Genomic DNA, 17,005 nt, shown 5'->3' with positions numbered 1-17,005 from the left:
GGTGCGGTGATCACGTATGAGATGAGGTGGAGCGGCGATGTCGGGACTCTTTGCGGGAACACCGTTGGAGCAGCCGGTGACGTGTGAGCGGTGTGGGCTGGCGCTGGGGGCGTGCGTGTGCCCGCGGGACCGGGGGACGGGACGGGTGCTGGATCCGAAAGACCAGGCCGTGCGGGTTCGGCGGGAGAAGCGATCGGGGAAGGTGGTCACGGTGGCTGCGGGGTTTGCGGTGAGATCGGCGCGGACGGATGACCTGCCGGCGCTGCTGAAGCACTTCCGCACGACGTTCGGAACCGGCGGGACGGTCTCGGGCTCGACGATTGAGTTGCAGGGGGATCACCGGGACCGGGTGATCGAGCACCTGAAGTCGCTTGGGTATCCGGCGAAGGCGGCTGGGGGGTAGGCGGGGTCGTTGCACGCAAAGAAAACGGGCGGTCGGTGATGAACCGGCCGCCCGCAAGCATCGATGGTTCGCCGCGGCTACTTGATGAAGAGCAGGTCGCGGTAGGTGGGCATGGGCCAGAGGTTGGCGGGGACGAGGCGCTCGAGTTCGTCGGCGGCGAGGCGGAGTTCGGCCATGGCGGGGCGGATCTTGGCCTTGACGTGCCTGGCGTGGGCCATGGCGTCGCCGTTGCCGTTGTGGTCGAGGGTTTGCTCGAGGTCGTGCGACGCGGTGCGGAGGCGGTCGATGTTGGCCGCGAACTCCTCGAGGGACTCGCGCAGGCTGGAGCAATCGACGCCGGCGGTCTCGGTCGCGGCGACCGTTTCGGCGAGGGATCCCAGGTGCTGGAGCGACGCGGGCAGGATCATCGTGCGGGCCATCGACACCATGGTCTCGGCCTCGATGGTGACCTCCTTGACGAACTTCTCGGCGATGATGTGGACGCGGCTCTCGAGTTCGGGCCGGGTGAGCACCTTGTACTTCTTGAAGAGGTCGATCGACTTCTTGCTCCCGAGGACGGGGAGGGCCTCGACTGTGTCGCGGAGGTTGGGCAGGCCGCGGGCGGCGGCCTCGGCGTGCCACTGTTCGGAGTAGTTATCGCCGTTGAACAGGACTCGCTTGTGCTGCTTGATGATCTTCTGGAGCACGGTGCGGACGGCGGCCTGGAGTTTCGCGGGGTTGCGGTCCTTGCCGACGGCCTTCTCGAGCATGGTCGCGATCGCGTCGAGGCTCTCGCAGACGATGGTGTTGAGCACCGTGTTGGGCCAGGCGCTGGTCGCCGAGGAGCCGACGGCGCGGAACTCGAACTTGTTACCGGTGAACGCGAAGGGGCTCGTCCGGTTGCGGTCGCCGGAATCGCGCGGGATCTGGGGGAGGGTGCGGGCGCCGAGGTCCAGAGCGCCGCCCTTAAGGGTGCGCTTGGCGTGGCCCGATTCGAGCTGGTCGATGATGTCGCTGAGCATGTCGCCGAGGAAGATGGAAATGATGGCGGGGGGCGCCTCGTTGGCCCCCAGGCGGTGGTCGTTGGCGGCGGACGCGATCGACGCGCGCAGCAGGTCGGCGTGGAGGTCCACGGCGCGGATGACCGCGCAGAGGCAGACGAGGAACTGCATGTTGGTGTGGGCGTCGTCGCGCGGATCGAGGAGGTTGACGCCGGTGTCGGTCGACATCGACCAGTTGTTGTGCTTGCCCGAGCCGTTGATACCGGCGAAGGGCTTTTCGTGCATGATCGCCTGCAGGCCGTAGCGGGGCGCGACGCGGCGGATGGTCTCCATCAGAACCATCTGGTGGTCGCAGGCGATGTTGGTCGTCTCGAAGAGCGGGGCGATCTCGTACTGGCCGGGGGCGACCTCGTTGTGGCGGGTCTTGACGGGGACCCCCATTCGGTAGAGCTCGCGCTCGACCTCGGTCATGAACGCGAGGACGCGCGGCGGGATCGACCCGAAGTAGTGGTCCTCCATCTGCTGGCCCTTGGGGGGGCGGGCGCCGAAGAGCGTGCGGTCGCACGTCGAGAGGTCGGGCCGGGCGAAGTAGAGGTTGCGGTCGACGAGGAAGTACTCCTGCTCGGGGCCGAGGGTGGTGATGATCCGGGAGACGCCGGAGTCGGTGCCGAAGATGCGGAGGATCCGCATGGCCTGTTCGGAGAGGGCCTGCATCGATCGGAGGAGTGGGGTCTTCTTGTCGAGGGCCTCGCCGTTCCAGGAGACGAAGGCGGTGGGGATGCAGAGGGTGACGTTGTTCTCGCCGCGGGTCAGGAACGCGGGGCTGGTGGCGTCCCAGGCGGTGTAGCCGCGGGCCTCGAAGGTGGCGCGCAGGCCGCCGGAGGGGAAGGACGAGGCGTCCGGCTCGCCCTGGACGAGGGCGGAGCCGGAGAACTCGAAGAGCATGCCGCCGTGGCCGTCGGGGACCATGAGCGAGTCGTGCTTCTCGGCGGTGAGACCGGTGAGGGGCTGGAACCAGTGGGTGTAGTGGGTAGCGCCCTGCTCGATGGCCCAGTCCTTCATCGCGGCGGCGACGATGTCGGCGATCTCCGGGTCGAGCGTGGTGCCCCTCTGGAGCGTCTGCATCAGGCGCTTGAAGACGTCCTTGGGGAGCCGCTGGCGCATGACGCGCTCGGAGAAGACGTCCGAGCCGAACACGGAATCCAGCCGGCGGGCGGAGCCGGGGTTGGCGGAGCCGGCGTACCCGTCATCACGCTGCCGCTGCGTCCAGTTCGTCGCAGCGGCGACGGCCTCAGAACGCGCAGCATGATGAGCAACGCCTGGACGGCTTCCGTTCATAGATCCCATGGTTCTGAACCCCTTTCGTAGGCTCTGCGCGCCTCAACACCAGGGCGCGATGTGCGAATCGGCCCGGCGTTCGAGAGGCCGGGGCCGCGAACGGGATCAACCATAGGAGGGTCGAGTGGCGTTCACAAGGATTGGTGGAATGGGAATGTTGGCGAAAGCGAGGTGATGCTCGCTTGGCGCGGCGCAGAGGTTTCGCGCTAGGGAAAAGGCTGGGAATCGTGGTGACGCTGGAGGGATGGTCCGGCTTGCATCGATACGCGAACGGACTGAGCGGAGGATCGCACCGGTGACGCGGGTCGCCTCCGCGTACCATGGCGGGACGTTATGGCGAAGTGTCCGACGGCCCAGGAAGTTGAGGCGGCGTTTGCCGCGGCCCAGTGCGTTGTCGAGACGCACCGCCGGTTGGTTGGGTTTCTGCGGGTTGGCCAGCGGCTGCCGGAGATCGACCAGTTTGTAGCGACGACGCTCGCGGACCTTGGGGCTCGGTCGTGCTTCCTGGGGTACCGGGTGCCCAAGTCGCCGGCGTTTCCGTCGCACGCCTGCCTGAGCGTGAATGAGTGCATCGTCCACGGCACGGCGGGCTACTACGAGAAGCCGATGGGGGTGGGGGACGTGCTCAAGATCGACATCGGGGTGGTCAAGGCTGGGTGGATCGGCGACGCGGCGTGGACCTATGCGTTCAAGGAGTACCCGTCGGAGCAGGCCCGGCGGCTGATGGCGTCCGGGCGGGAATCGCTCCGGGCGGGGGTTGCCGAGCTTCGTCCGGGGAACACGCTGCTGCACTGGGCGAGGGCGGTGCAGGCGGTGGTGGAGAAGCAGTACGGGTTTCACCTCGTCCGCGGGCTAGGGGGGCATGGCTACGGGCGGCGGCTCCACGAATCGCCGTTTGTGAGCAACGTGGTCTCGACGTATGCGGGGGAGTGGCCCGATTCGTCGCGGGCGTGCGAGCCGGGGATGTTGCTGGCGGTGGAGCCGATGATCGCGATCGGCACATCGCAGATCAACCAGCCTTCGCGGGAATGGCCGATCTATACCGCGGACAGGTCCTTGGCGGTTCACTACGAGCACGATGTGTTGATTACGAACACGGGCCCGCGCGTGCTGACGGAGGGGCTCGACGACCTGCCGGACCTCGTCGGGTAAGGCGGGGGCCGCTTGAAACGCGCGGGGGTCCGGGCACGATTCGGGTGCGTGCTGTTCATCCGATCCACCGATGACCGCGACCGGCCGGTGTGGGTGCGGTTCTCCGGGCTCAGGCCGGCGGCCGCGCTGTGGTGGGAGCAGGTCCGGGCGAGAACTCGACGAGAGAACTTCAGGGTGGTTGTGGGCGTGGCGAGGCGGCCGTCAACGTGGCTGGTCTTCGCGGCGGCGCTGCTGATCGGGGTGCTGGCGGCGGTCTTCGTGCACGATGGGGCGATCGGGCTGGGCGTGCTGGTTCTCGGCCCGGTTGCGGCCCCGCTGCTCATGGTCGGCATTGTCGCGGTGCGGGCGGGGGTGCTGATCGCGGGGAGGGCGTCGGACATGGCGGAGGAGGCGCTGCTGCGGCGCGGGCGATGCCCGGCGTGCGGCTATGACCTTGCCGGGCTCGAGGCGCAGGCGGACTTGAGAGTCGAGTGTCCCGAGTGCGGGGCGGCGTGGCGGGCGGGCCGCATCGGGCTGGAGGGGTCGAGCGACCCGGAGGTCATCGTCATCAGGCGTGCCTGATGATCCGGCCTCCGACGATCACCGCGTCGACGGGGTTGTCGCCGAAGTCGTGGGCGAGCAGTCGTTCATCGCGGTGGCGCAGCATGATGATGTCGGCCCGGAGGCCGGCTTCGAGCCGGCCGCGATCGGTGAAGTCGAGGATGGCGGCGGCGTTGGCGGTGGTGGCCGTGATCGCCTCGGCGGGGGTCAGGCGGTTGAATCGAACGGCGAGGGCGACGGCCATCGGCACGGCGTAGCAGGGCGCGGACCCCGGGTTGAAGTTGGTCGCCACGGCGACGGCGCCGCCGCGATCGATCAGGGATCGAGCATCGGCGTACCGGCCGTCGACGTGGAGGCCGCAGCAGGGGAGCACGACGCCCGCAGCGCCGGATGCGGCGAGCTCCGTGAGCGCCCTTGCGTCGCTCGCCTCCAGGTGGTCGATCGAGCGGAGGCCGAGACGGGCGGCGTGGCCGATGAGCCCGAGCGAGTTGAACTGGTCGGCGTGGACGCGGAGGGGGTGTCCGAGTTCGAGCGCCCGCTCGAAGAGGCGCAGGGTGTCGGCGAGTGTCCAGGCGCCGGCCTCGCAGAAGGCGTCGATGGTGATGCCCGGGAACTCCGCGGAGACGGCGGGGAGGGTCTCGCGGATCGTGCGGTCGACGAAGTCGGGCTGGTCGGGGTCGATCGCGTGGCCGAGCAGCGCGGTGGGGACGACGGTCCCCGGCCAGAGGGCTCCGGCGTCGCGGATCGCGCGGAGCATCTTGAGTTCGTCCCCGGTCGTGAGGCCGTATCCCGACTTGACCTCGGCGGTGCCCGTGCCGTGGTTGAGCATGGCGGTTAGCCGGACGAGGAGCAGTTCCGCGAGTTGCTCCTGTGACGCGGCCCGGACGGCCCGAACGGTCGACATGATCCCGCCGCCGGCGCGCAGGATGTCGAGGTAGGCCGCGCCGCGGCGCTTCATTTCCCACTCGTCGAGGCGGTCGCCGGCGAAGCACGCGTGGGTGTGGCAATCGATGAACGCGGGCATGACGACCCTGCCGGCGGCGTCGAGGTCACGCCAGTCTTCGGGCGAATCTTCGCCGGGGTCCGCATCGATCGAGTCGATAAGGCCGTCCTTGATCCATACGCGAGCGCAGGGGAGGACCCGGAGGCCGGACATTTCGCCGCCGCGGCGGGCGGCGGGGTCGGAGCCGTCGGTCGTCACGACCCTGGCGTTGCGGATGACGATCTTCATGGCGTCTCCGTTGCGGGCCGCTCGGCGAAACCGAGGAGGAACTGGAGGAGCAGGTGCGCCGCAAGGCGGGCGGTGCGGGAGTTCTCGTCGTGGGGCGGGGAGAGTTCCATGATGTCGAAGCAGGCGACGCTCGGGCATCGACCGGCCGAGCGGACGTAGTCTGCAATCTCTCGTGCCGAGAGGCCGCACGGGTTCATTGCGCTGACGCCGGGGGCCTGCGATGAGTCGATCACGTCGAGATCAAGGCTCACGAACTGGCCGGCGCTTCCGGAACGGGGCCACTGATCGGGAGCAAAGACTTCGAAGTTGCCGCCGTTGGCGGTGTACCAATCGAAGTGCTCACGGGAGTTGGCGAGCGGATTGATGCCGATGCAGGTGAGGGCGGCGGCGTGCCCCTCGCTCAGCAGCCGGTGGAACGGCATGCCCGATCCTTCGGTGGGGCGGACATCGAGGTGCGCATCGAAATAGATGCCGCGGAGCGGCCCGTGCCGGCGGGCCACGGCGCGGACAAACGGGAAGGTGAGGTCGTGGCCCCCGCCGATCGCGATGGGGAACAGGCCGAGATCGAGTACGGCGGCGACGGCCGCGGAGACGCGGTCGTGGGTCTCGGCGAGCGTCTCCGCCGGGATGATGTCGCCGACGTCGAAGAGTCGCGGGAAAGAGGGCGGGTCGATCGAGGCGCGGGCCGGATCGGGCATTGGAGTGGCCACGCCGTACCTGGCGAGCGCTGCGCGGAGGGCGTGCGGTCCGGTGCGGGCCCCGGGCCGGCCGTGATTGAGTTCGATTCCGGTGTCGTCAGGGAGGCCGATGAGCCCGATCCGGCACTTGGCCGCGGCTTCCTGGAGGGCCTCGGGCCGATCGATGAGATCGGTGGAGTTCCGGTAGATCGCCGCGGCGAGCCTGCCGGGCGGGGTCTCGGGCCAGAATGGGGGGGCGACATGGGGGATCACGCAGGTAGGTTACCGCCGGATGGTTGGGGGCGGCGGAGCCGTTGAGTTCGGGCTTGGGATGCCGGGTACCCTGCCGGCATGATTGAGAGCCACGTTGCGCCATCGGTCGGACCCGTGCCGGCACCTACGCCGGATTCCATTATGCAGTTGGGGCTCGGCTTCTGGGGATCGAAGACGCTGCTGACAGCGATCGAACTCGGCGTGTTTTCGACCCTCGCCCGCGGGGCGCTCGGCGCCGAGGAGTTGCGGACCCGGCTTGGGCTGCATCCGAGGGGCGCGGCGGACTTCTTTGATGCGCTGGTGGCCCTTGGGATGCTCGATCGGGACGATCAACCGCAGCGCGAGTACCGGAATACACCGGAAACGGACTTGTTCCTGGACCGGGCGAAGCCGTCGTATGTCGGTGGGATCCTGGAGATGGCGGGGGCGCGGCTGTATCCGTACTGGGGTTCCCTCGGCGAGGCGCTCCGGACCGGGCAGCCGCAGAACGAGGCCAAGTCCGGCCAGAACCTCTTCGAGGAGTTGTACAGCGAGCCTTCCCGGCTGCGGCAGTTCCTCTCGGGGATGACGGGGATCAGCCTGGGCGCCGCGAGAGCGATCGCGGAGAAGTTCCCGTGGCGCGACCATCGCACGTTCGTGGACATCGGGGGAGCGCAGGGAGCCGTGCCGGTTCAAGTGGCTCTGGCGCACGGGCATCTGACCGGCGGCAACTTTGATCTGCCGGTCGTCGGCCCGATCTTTGAGGAGTACGCCAGATCCTTCGGGCTTGCCGAGAGGCTTGCGTTCTATCCGGGGGACTTCTTCAAGGATCCCCTGCCCGGTGCGGACGTGCTGATCATGGGGCACATCCTGCATGACTGGGACCTTGAGCAGAAGAAGGCGATCCTTGCGAAGTGCTACGCGGCGCTGTCGAAGGGGGGGACGCTGATTGTGTATGAGGCGCTCATCGACGATGAACGCCGAAAGAGCGCGTTCGGGCTGCTGATGAGCCTGAACATGCTCATCGAGACGACGGGCGGGTTCGATTACAGCGGGGCGGACTGCCGCGGCTGGATGGAGGAAGTCGGGTTTCGGTCGATCCGCGTTGAGCACCTCTGTGGCCCTGATTCGATGGTGGTGGGGGTGAAGTAGGCTGCTTTTTCGAGAGCGGAATCGTCTATGGCAGGCGAGTGACCGCTGCTGCCTACAGTCCGTTGATCTCGCGGTGAATACCGCGGATGGATCTGTGCGCCGCCGAGACGTCTCCTTCACCCGTCGACTGACACAGCAAGGGAGGCTTTCAGGTCATGGCACGTACCAGCACCCGGATGACAACACCCAAGGCAGTCGCTCAGAGCACGCCGAGCGTGCGTCCGACGCCGCCCAATCAGCCCTCGCCGGCGCCCCGCCGACCGACCCTGGAAGAGGTTCGCAAGCGGGCCTACGAGCTGTACCTAAGCCGGCGCGGCGTGAACGGCACGCCGGAATCGGACTGGCTGCAGGCGGAGCGTGAGCTTAGTGGTCGTTAGGACCGCGTAGGACGCTCGCCGCAATCCGTGGCATAATGCGATCGACCGTTGCGGCTGAGTCCGCGGCGGAGAGGTTGGTTTGCTACGGGAGCCGGGCGATGGATGAGACAGAACGACGGATCGAGCGGCTGGAGAGATCGGTTGGCCGGTTTCGCGCCCTGTCGCTGGCCGTGGTGGTGGTCGCCGCGGGGGCAGCCGCCATGGGCTATGCCCGTGGTTCGGAGGGCGGGCCGCCGGCGCCGATCGACGAGTTGAGGGTGCTCCGCCTGCACGTCGTGGACGAGGCGGGGCGGACGCTCGTGACCATCGGTGGAACGGCTTCGGGTGGGGTGGTGGCGGTGCAGGGAGTGGATGGGGCGCTGGTGGCCACGCTGGCGGCAACACGAAGCGGGAGCGGGGCGCTGGCGCTGGCTGATGCGAAGGGGGGCAGGCTTGTTGAGATCTCGGGGAGGCCCGATGGTGGCGGGGGCGTCGTGAACGTGTTCGGCGGGACTGGTGCGTCGCCGTCGGTGACGCTTGCGGCGGAGGCTGGGAACGGGTCGGTGAGCGCGTATACGAGCGAGGCGAGGCCGTCGGCGGTGCTGGGGTGGGCCGAGGGCGCCAGCCGGGTGGTGGTCTTCGGGAACGACGGGAAGGCGGCGAAGATGCTCGTCGTGGACCCGTGAGGACTCCTCGTGTGATGAGTTCGGTGTTGAACCCGTGCCGGAGCGGCGGGCGACTGGAGCGGTCGATCATGTCGAAAGTGGTGTGGGTTTTCGTCGCCGTGGTTCTGGCCGTCCCGGGGGCGTGCGCCCAGCCGACGGCGCAGGGGCGCCAGCCTGATCAACCGGTCGAACACGCCGCGGCGGGCCTGCGGACGGTTGCCGAGTCGTCCGACTACACGAAGACATCGCGGTATGCGGACGTGGTCGGGCTGCTGGACGCCATCGCGGCCTCTTCGCCGAAGGCCACACGACTGGAGATGGGCCGGACTCACCAGGATCGAGCGATCCCGCTGCTGGTGATCTCCGACAAGCCCGTGAAGTCGGCGAGGGACGCGCGGAAACTGAAGAAGCCGGTGGTGCTCCTGCTTGGGGGGATTCACGCGGGGGAAGTCGATGGGAAAGAGGCGCTGCCGATGCTGGCACGCCAGATTCTCCACCCGACGGAGGCGGAGGAGGCGTTCTCGAAGCGGGTTCTTGAGGACCTGGTTGTCGTGATCGCCCCGGTGTACAACGCGGACGGCAACGAGGATGTGGGGGATGTGAGAGAGCGTCGCCCGGAGCAGGTGGGGCCCGAGGGCGGGGTAGGAACGAGGGAGAACGCGCAGGGCCTGGACCTGAACCGGGACTTCGTCAAGCTCGCCGCGCCCGAGACCCGGGCGCTCGTGAAGTTCATCAACGAGTGGGATCCCGCGGTTGTGGTGGACACGCACACGACCGATGGTTCGTTTCACCAGTACCTGATCACGTACGCGGGGCCGAAGGTGCCGGCCGGCGATTCGGCGATGGGCGACTATGTCAACGGGACGCTGCTGCCGGAGATCTCGCGGCGGCTCGAAGCAAGGACCGGCATCAAGTCGTTTTTCTACGGGAACTTCTCGAAAGATCGCGGTGCGTGGGAGACGTTTCCGGCCGAAGCGAGGTACGGGACGTCGTACGTGGGGCTGAGGAACCGGGTGGGGATCCTGGTCGAGTCGTACTCTCACGCACCGTACCGGGAGCGTGTCCGGGGAACACTGGAGTTCTGCCGCGAGGTGCTGGAGTACGCCGCGGAGAATCGGGAGGCGATTTGGGATCTGGAGAGGGAGGCGGATCAACGGGCCATCGATGGAGGGCGCCGGCCGGCGCCGGATGACGTGGTGGCGCTGCGCACCAAGGCCGCGTCGAGGCCGCAGAAGGTAACGGTGCTTGGGTGGGAGGAGGTCGAGGTTGACGGGGTGGTTACGCCGACTGACCGGCCGCGGGAGTACGAGGTGGAACTCCGGGACCGCTTCGAATCGACCCTGGATGTTCCGATGGCCTGGGCGTACATGATGCCCGCTTCCGAGACGGCGATTGTCGAGGTGCTGCAGCGTCACGGGATCGAGGTCGAGGAGTTGCGGGAGGATGTCGAGCTGGATGTCGGCGTGTATTCCGTCGGGGGGATCACGCGGTCGGAGCGGCCATTCCAGGGTCGGCGGCTCGTCGACCTTGAGGTCCGGAAGACACAGGAGGCGAGGTCGTTCCCGCCGGGCACGATCGTGGTGCGGACTGGTCAGAAGCGAGGGCGGCTGGCGTCGTACCTGCTGGAGCCGGCGTGCGAGGACGGGCTGGGCGCGTGGGGGTTCCTCGGCGATTCGCTCGCGGTCGGGGCCGAGACGCCGGTGGTGCGGCTGGACGCGCCGGTCGGGCTGACGACGTGTGCGGTGCGACCGCTCCCGGAGGATCGGAAGGTCAACCAGCCGTTGACGTTCGAGGCGATCTACGGCGCGGAGAAGGCGCCCGACTTTGGCGGAGATCCGGTCGGCGGCATCAAGTGGATGAAGGACGGCAAGCACTTTCTCCAGGCCAAGGACAGGTCGTTGTGGAAAGTGGCGGCCGACACGGGGCGCATGGAGCGGTTCATCGACCCTGAGGTGCTGGCGCGGGCGCTGGAGGGTGTTCCTTCGATCGATGCGAAGCAGGCCAAGAAGATCAGCGAGCGGACGTCGTTCACGATGACGGAGGACTTCACGGGTCTGCTGTTCGAACACGAGAACGATCTGTATTACGCGGTAGTTGACGGCTCGGCGGCTGAACGCCTGACCAGTTCGCCGGAGAAGGAGGAACTCGCATCGTTCAGCCCGGATGGCGCGATGGTTGCCTTTGTGCGGGACAATGACCTCTGGGTCGTCGACCGGGCGACCAGGACGAGCCGGCAGCTCACCACGGGCGGCACGGACCTGCTGCGCCACGGCAAGAACGACTGGGTCTACTTTGAGGAAGTCTTCGGCAGGAACTGGCGGGCGTACTGGTGGGCGCCGGACTCTTCCCGGATTGCGCTGCTCGAGGTGGATTCGCGGCAGGTGCCGACGTTCACGGTTGTGAACGAGACCACGGATCCGCAGCGGGTCGAGGTGACTCCCTACCCGAAGCCCGGGCAGCCGAACCCCGTCGTTCGCCTGGGCGTGGTGAGCGCTGCGGGCGGCGACGTGACGTGGGCCGAGATGCCCGACTATGACCCTGGGGCGTTCCTCATTACTGGCGTCTTCTGGTGGCCCGACAGCAGGGCGGCGATGGTCGGTGTTCAGGACAGGACGCAAACCTGGCTGGATGTGTGCGCTGTGGATGCGGAGAACGGGAGCACAAAGAAGCTGTTCCGTGAGACGACCGATGCCTGGGTTGAGCAGCTGGATGAGCCCAAGTTCATGAGAGATGGGTCGTTTCTCGTCCTGCTGGAGCGTTCCGGGTACAAGCATCCGTATCACTTTGATCGTGAAGGACACCCGACGGGGGCTTCGGCGCCTGCATCGGGCGACGAGGGGCCGAGGCCGATTCTGAACGGGGATTGGGAGGATCGGCAGATCGTGCTGATCGAGGGGCAGGGTGAGGAACGGGCCGGGGATTCCAGCGGACCCGCGGGTGCGGCAGCATCCGGCTCTCCATGGGTGTACCTTGCGGGCACGCAGCCGAGTCCGATTGCGCCGGGGCTGTATCGGGTGCGGCTCGACGGCAGCGGGTTCCAAAGCCTGACGACCGAATCCGGGTCGCATTCGATCGTGATGAATCCGACCGGTGAGCTCTTCGTCGACACGTGGTCGAACGTGACCACTCCGATGAGGGTCGTGCTGAGGTCGACGGATGGAGGGGGGGCCGTCAGGACGATCGATACGAATCCCGTGCATGTTCTGGACGAGTACGACTTCGGGGACTTTGAACTGGTGCGGGTCCCTGTTGGAAGCGGCGAGGACTCGGGTTCGATGCAGGGAGCGGTCACCTATCCGCCGCGGTTTGACCCGTCTCGGACCGAGGGATACCCGGTCTGGTTCCTGACCTATGGCGGGCCGCACGCGCCGACGATCTCGGACTCGTGGGCGAACGGGCGAGTCTGGGAGCAGGTGCTGGCGCAGGCGGGGATCGTGGTGTTCCGTGCCGATCCGCGGTCGGCGAGCGGCGTCAGCGCCAGGTCGGCGTGGCGGTGTTACAAGGAACTTGGGGTGCCGGAACTTCGGGACGTCGAGGACGGGATCCGCTGGTTCACAGGCGAACATCCGTGGGCGGACCCGGGCCGCATCGGGATGCACGGACACTCGTACGGGGGCTTCCTCACGGCGTACGCAATGACTCACTCGTCGCTCTTTGCCGCGGGGATTGCGGGGGCGCCGGTGACCGATTGGCGCGACTACGACTCGATCTACACCGAGCGGCTGATGCTGACGCCGCAGCAAAACCCGGACGGCTACCGCCGGTCCAGCGTCGTTCGGGCCGCGAAGGATCTGCGGGGCCGCCTTCTGCTGGTCCACGGCCTCATGGACGACAACGTGCACCCGCAGAACTCGATGAAGCTGGCGAAGGCGCTGCAGTCGGCCGGGAAGCAGTTCGATCAGGCGGTGTACCCGACGAATCGGCATGGGATTACGGGCAAGCAGTATCAGCGATTGATGTACGACTTCATTCTGCGGACGATGACCCCGGGCGGTGCGACATCGGAGCCGCCGGCTCCGGAACAGGGCGAGGCGGCCGCGTCCGTGGCCGAATAGACCCGCGGCGGGCGGCGGAAGGCCGAGAATGCACGACCCGGCGCGGGCCGCGGCGGCGTTACAAAGGCGTTACCGCCGCACGGGGACCCGGGCGGTAGGAATAAACGACTAAACAGTGGGCCGGCCGTCGTTGGTTGGTGACGAGCCGGTCCTGGGATGCACGTTGGCCCGGCTGGGCGCCGTGGCACGCGTGGGTCTGATCTGGGTGCAGGAGCCTGACATGGAAGCGATCAAGCATCGGACTTTGGCGATCGTGGCGGCGGCTGGATTCGCGGTGTCGCTCGGGTCGGCGGTCTCGGCGCAGACCACGACGACCGTGACCAGCACAACCACGCAGACGACCGTGACGACCACCACGGGACCTACGGTTATTGTGCCGCAGGTCCGGCGGCGGCCGCCGCGGCCGAATGTCCCGGCCCCGGTGAGTCTTTCAGCGGTTGGCGCCGAGGTCGCGATCGACGATCAGGTCGCGGTGACGTCGTTCGAGTTCACGCTGACCAATCCGTCGAATCGACCCCAGGAGGCGGAACTGGTCGTCCCGGTCCCGGACGGGGTGGCCATCCGCTCGTTCCAGTACGACGGGACCGGGTCGGAGCCGACCGCCAAGCTGCTCCCCCGCGACGAGGCGAGGCGGATCTACGAGTCCATCGTGAATCGGGAGCGCGACCCGGCGCTGCTCGAGTTCGCAGGGTACAACCTGATCAAGTCCAGTGTCTTCCCGGTTCCCGCCGGGGCCACCCAGAAGGTGCGGTTGGTGTACGAGCAGGTGTTGCCGCGGGATGGTGACCGGGTCGACTTTGTCCTTCCGCGCAGCGAGGGCGCCGGGTCGATCAGTGGGGGGGATGCGGTGTGGACGGTGGGGATGACGATCAAGAGCAGCCGGCCGATCTCAACCGTCTACTCCCCCAGCCACGAGTTCGCGACGGAACGGGTGTCGCCGACGCAGTACAAGGTCAACCTGCCCGAGGCGGCGTCCCGCGCGGCCGGCGCCTACCGGCTCTCGTACCTGCTGGAGAAGTCGGCGGGTGACGGCCTCTCGACAACGATCATCGCGTACCCGGATCCGAGTGTCGGCGACGGGCACGGCGGGTACTTCCTGCTGCTGGCCGGGCTCCCCTCCGACCGCCCCGCCGATCGGACCGCCACTCGGCGTGAAGTCGTGATGGTTCTTGATCGATCCGGTTCGATGCGGGGCGAGAAGCTCGAGCAGGCCAGGAACGCCGCGCTGCAGGTGGTCGCGGGGCTCGAGAACGGTGAGTCGTTCAACATCATCGACTACTCCGATTCGATCCGGTCGTTCGCGGACAAGCCGGTTGTGAAGGACGCTCGGACAGTTGAGCAGGCGAGGGAATACCTGCTGGCGATCGAGGCGGGGGGAGGAACCAACCTTCACGATGCGGCCATCGAATCGCTGCGGGTAACGCCGACGCCCGAGGCGCTTCCGATGGTGCTCTTCATGACCGATGGGCTTCCGACGGTGGGGGTGCGCAGCGAGGTGCAGATCCGCGAGGACGTGGCCCGCGCGAACACGTTTGATCGGCGGATCTTTACGTTCGGGGTGGGGTTCGACGTCAACGCGCCGCTGCTGTCGGCGCTGGCGCGGGGCAGCCGCGCGGCGAGCACGTTCGTGCTTCCCCAGGAGGACGTCGAGGTGAAGGTGTCGCAGGTGTTCAGGCGCCTGAGCGGGCCGGCGTTTGCGGCGCCGCGGCTCGTGGCCCTTGACGGCGACGGGAAGCCGTCAACACGGCTTGTTCGGGATCTTCAGGCGGGTATCGGCGGCGCCGGCGGCGAGTTGCCGGACCTGTTCGAGGGGGACCAGCTTGTCGTGCTCGGCGAGTACACGGGCGATGCTCCGACCAGGATGCGGCTTGACGGCCGTTTCTTCGGGAAGGATCGGTCGTTCGAGTTCACGCTCGACCCCGGCGCGGCGAGCACCCGGAACGGGCACGTGCCGCGGCTGTGGGCGAGCCGCAAGATCGCGGCCCTTCTGGATGAGATCCGCCAGTCCGGAGCGAATGGCAGCACCGCCACGGATCCGCGGACCAAGGAGTTGGTTGATGAGGTCGTGCGCCTGAGCACGCGGTTTGGCATCCTCACCGAATACACTTCATTCCTGGCCACCGACCCAGCGGAAGTGGCCGACCGCAGGGAACGCGGACTGGCGATGCCTGAGTTCGTGCCTGCTCGCGCGGCGAGCGACAGGCTGTCCTCGGAAGTCAAGAAGATCTCGTCCGACCGTGCTGGAGCGAGCGGCGTTGCCCAGGCCAAGAACAACGACGAGCAGTTCCGCCAGACCAGCGCGCAGGCGATGAACTGCTACCTGGATGCGGATATGAACATGGTTCGGATCGCCGGTGTCCAGCAGGTCGGCGGCGAGGCATGCCTGAATCGCGGCGGGCGGTGGGTGGACACCCGCCTGCTGGCAAGCGAGCAGGAGAAGCCCGATCGGGTTGTCGAGTTCGGCACGCCGGAGTACACCCAGTGCGTGGCCCAGTTGGTGCAGGAGAATCGGCAGGGGATGCTGGCGTTCGGCGGCGATGTGTATCTGATGCTCAACAACCAGCGGGTGCTGTTCAAGAACCCCGAATAGCGCTGTCATCGGCGTTGTACCATGGACGCGCGGCGAGCAAGGAGTGACTATGGCGTTTGCAGCATGGGTGATGGCGGCGGTGGCGGGGCTGGCACTCCAGCCGGAACGTGTCGGCCAGCCCGCCGCGGCGGGCATAGCCGGGGCCGCGGGCTCGACGGCGGTGACGATCTATTCGTCGGCAACCCCGGGGGCGATACCCGCCGAGTTGTACCGCCCGGTTCCCATGGAAGGCGGCTACTCGCGGGGGTATCCCTGGGAGGAGATTCCGGGGTACGCGCTGGTGCGGGAGGACCGAACGTTTGACCTGGCCCGCGGTCGCAGCACCGTTCGGTACACGGATGTCGCGTCGCTGATCGAGCCGACCACGGTCTCCTTCACGGCACGCAACGGCAGCGCCACGATCCTGGAGCAGAGTTACCAGTTCGACCTCGTGAGCAACGAGGTCCTGCTCCGCAAGTTCATCGATCGGCCGATCAGCGTTGATCAGGTGCAGGGTGACAAGGTGGTCACGCTTGCGGGGACCCTGCTCTCGGCCTATGGGAACCTCGTGCTCAGGTCCGACGACGGCACGATCCAGGTGGTGAATGGGTACAGCAACATCCGGTTCCCCGCGTTGCCGGATGGGCTCATCACGCGGCCGACACTTGTCTGGGACGTGGCCAGCGACGCCGGGGGCCCGACACCGGTGCGGGTGACCTACCAGACCTCGGGGATCACGTGGTGGGCGGACTACAACCTCGTGTTCGCGGAGGGGAAGGACGCCAACTCGGGGACGCTGGATGTTTCAGCGTGGGTCAGCATCCTGAACAAGTCCGGCGCTTCGTACACGGATGCAACGCTCAAGCTGGTTGCCGGCGACGTGCAGCGGGCGCCGCAGCGAAGGGGCCGAATGGCCGCCATGGTGGCCGCACCGTCTGCGGCCGAATCGGCCGGCTTTGCGGAGAAGTCGTTCTTCGAGTACCACCTGTACACGCTCGGCAGGGCGGCGACGATTCCCGACAACGCGACCAAGCAGATCGAACTGTTCGATCCGGTTCACGGGGTCCCGTGCGAGAAGGTGCTGGTGTACTACGGGCTCGGTGACGGGTATTACGGGGTCCATCCCGATCCGGTGGTCGACCGGAACTTCGGCACACAATCCAACAGCAAGGTCGACATCTACCTGCGCTTCAAGAACTCCAAGGAGAGCCGGATGGGCATGCCGCTGCCGAGCGGGCGCATCCGCGTCAACAAGGTCGATCCTGCTGACGGATCGATGGAGTTCATCGGGGAGAATGTCATCGACCACACCGCCAAGGACGAGAGCGTTCTGATCAAGCTGGGTTCGGCGTTCGACGTCGTCGGGGAGCGGCGTCAGGTGGACTTCAAGGTCGATTCCAAGCGGCGCTGGATCGAAGAGACTGTTGAGGTCAAGGTCCGCAACCACAAGGCCGAGCCTGTGCGCGTGATCATCAAGGAGAACATGTACCGGTGGGCGAACTGGGCGATCATCAAGCACTCGAGCGAGTACGAGAAGGCGGATTCGCGGACGGTGTACTTCCCGGTGACGCTGGACCCTGACGGCGAGGCGACCGTGACGTATACGGTGAAGTACAGTTGGTAGGGAAGGGAGGA

12 protein-coding genes are annotated in these 17,005 nt (G+C 67.3%); 9 read left to right on the top strand and 3 right to left on the bottom strand.

Annotation, left to right across the window (positions count from 1 at the left end; translation table 11 throughout):
• Nucleotides 1–37 precede the first annotated feature (37 nt).
• Nucleotides 38–403, top strand: coding sequence for a translation initiation factor (locus KF745_03585; GenBank protein ID MBX3357489.1), 366 nt, complete (start codon nucleotides 38–40; stop codon nucleotides 401–403).
• Between the two features lie 77 nt (nucleotides 404–480).
• Here the strand turns inward: KF745_03585 and KF745_03580 are convergent, their stop codons facing one another.
• Nucleotides 481–2,721, bottom strand: coding sequence for a glutamine synthetase III (locus KF745_03580; protein ID MBX3357488.1), 2,241 nt, complete (start codon nucleotides 2,719–2,721; stop codon nucleotides 481–483).
• Between the two features lie 333 nt (nucleotides 2,722–3,054).
• Here KF745_03580 and map point away from each other — a divergent pair, with 333 nt between their 5' ends.
• Nucleotides 3,055–3,873, top strand: a complete 819-nt coding sequence (map, locus tag KF745_03575; GenBank protein ID MBX3357487.1) for a type I methionyl aminopeptidase — start codon at nucleotides 3,055–3,057, stop codon at nucleotides 3,871–3,873.
• A 48-nt stretch (nucleotides 3,874–3,921) separates the two neighbouring features.
• Nucleotides 3,922–4,434, top strand: a complete 513-nt coding sequence (locus tag KF745_03570) for a hypothetical protein (protein MBX3357486.1) — start codon at nucleotides 3,922–3,924, stop codon at nucleotides 4,432–4,434.
• Here the strand turns inward: KF745_03570 and hutI are convergent.
• Both hutI and KF745_03560 read right to left on the bottom strand, forming a co-directional pair.
• Complete coding sequence (gene hutI, locus KF745_03565) at nucleotides 4,421–5,644, bottom strand: imidazolonepropionase (protein MBX3357485.1); 1,224 nt, start codon at nucleotides 5,642–5,644, stop codon at nucleotides 4,421–4,423. The two genes, KF745_03570 and hutI, sit on opposite strands and share 14 nt — an antisense overlap.
• Nucleotides 5,641–6,594 carry a formimidoylglutamase gene (locus KF745_03560; GenBank protein MBX3357484.1) on the bottom strand — a complete coding sequence of 318 codons (954 nt, stop codon included), beginning with the start codon at nucleotides 6,592–6,594 and terminating at the stop codon, nucleotides 5,641–5,643. The genes hutI and KF745_03560 overlap by 4 nt, the downstream gene beginning before the upstream one ends.
• Nucleotides 6,595–6,672: 78 nt before the next feature.
• Here KF745_03560 and KF745_03555 point away from each other — a divergent pair, with 78 nt between their 5' ends.
• The 6 genes from KF745_03555 (at nucleotide 6,673) to KF745_03530 (ending at nucleotide 16,994) form a co-directional block, all read left to right on the top strand.
• Nucleotides 6,673–7,725, top strand: coding sequence for a hypothetical protein (locus tag KF745_03555; protein ID MBX3357483.1), 1,053 nt, complete (start codon nucleotides 6,673–6,675; stop codon nucleotides 7,723–7,725).
• A gap of 155 nt (nucleotides 7,726–7,880) precedes the next feature.
• Nucleotides 7,881–8,102, top strand: coding sequence for a DUF2934 domain-containing protein (locus KF745_03550; protein MBX3357482.1), 222 nt, complete (start codon nucleotides 7,881–7,883; stop codon nucleotides 8,100–8,102).
• Between the two features lie 98 nt (nucleotides 8,103–8,200).
• Entirely contained in the window at nucleotides 8,201–8,767 is a 567-nt protein-coding gene (locus KF745_03545; GenBank protein MBX3357481.1) for a hypothetical protein, read from the top strand.
• 68 nt (nucleotides 8,768–8,835) lie between these two features.
• Nucleotides 8,836–12,801: a DPP IV N-terminal domain-containing protein gene (locus KF745_03540; GenBank protein MBX3357480.1), complete on the top strand. Its 3,966-nt coding sequence runs from the start codon at nucleotides 8,836–8,838 to the stop codon at nucleotides 12,799–12,801.
• A gap of 220 nt (nucleotides 12,802–13,021) precedes the next feature.
• Nucleotides 13,022–15,391, top strand: coding sequence for a VWA domain-containing protein (locus tag KF745_03535; GenBank protein ID MBX3357479.1), 2,370 nt, complete (start codon nucleotides 13,022–13,024; stop codon nucleotides 15,389–15,391).
• Nucleotides 15,392–15,440: 49 nt separating this feature from the next.
• Nucleotides 15,441–16,994: a DUF4139 domain-containing protein gene (locus KF745_03530; protein MBX3357478.1), complete on the top strand. Its 1,554-nt coding sequence runs from the start codon at nucleotides 15,441–15,443 to the stop codon at nucleotides 16,992–16,994.
• The last annotated feature ends 11 nt before the right edge of the window (nucleotides 16,995–17,005 follow it).

Source organism: Phycisphaeraceae bacterium (assembly GCA_019636655.1).
In the GTDB taxonomy this organism is placed as follows: domain Bacteria; phylum Planctomycetota; class Phycisphaerae; order Phycisphaerales; family UBA1924; genus JAHBXB01.
The sequence above is the reverse complement of the archived record's forward strand: the minus strand, read 5'-3'. Positions and strand labels throughout refer to the sequence as shown.

Bases quoted from the DNA above. Each gene is read 5' to 3' on its own strand.
- KF745_03585 (MBX3357489.1), top strand. From the start codon at position 38: ATGTCGGGACTCTTTGCGGGAACACCGTTGGAGCAGCCGGTGACGTGT.
- KF745_03580 (MBX3357488.1), bottom strand. From the start codon at position 2,721: ATGAACGGAAGCCGTCCAGGCGTTGCTCATCATGCTGCGCGTTCTGAG.
- map (MBX3357487.1), top strand. From the start codon at position 3,055: ATGGCGAAGTGTCCGACGGCCCAGGAAGTTGAGGCGGCGTTTGCCGCG.
- hutI (MBX3357485.1), bottom strand. From the start codon at position 5,644: ATGAAGATCGTCATCCGCAACGCCAGGGTCGTGACGACCGACGGCTCC.
- KF745_03555 (MBX3357483.1), top strand. From the start codon at position 6,673: ATGATTGAGAGCCACGTTGCGCCATCGGTCGGACCCGTGCCGGCACCT.
- KF745_03550 (MBX3357482.1), top strand. From the start codon at position 7,881: ATGGCACGTACCAGCACCCGGATGACAACACCCAAGGCAGTCGCTCAG.
- KF745_03545 (MBX3357481.1), top strand. From the start codon at position 8,201: ATGGATGAGACAGAACGACGGATCGAGCGGCTGGAGAGATCGGTTGGC.
- KF745_03540 (MBX3357480.1), top strand. From the start codon at position 8,836: ATGTCGAAAGTGGTGTGGGTTTTCGTCGCCGTGGTTCTGGCCGTCCCG.
- KF745_03535 (MBX3357479.1), top strand. From the start codon at position 13,022: ATGGAAGCGATCAAGCATCGGACTTTGGCGATCGTGGCGGCGGCTGGA.
- KF745_03530 (MBX3357478.1), top strand. From the start codon at position 15,441: ATGGCGTTTGCAGCATGGGTGATGGCGGCGGTGGCGGGGCTGGCACTC.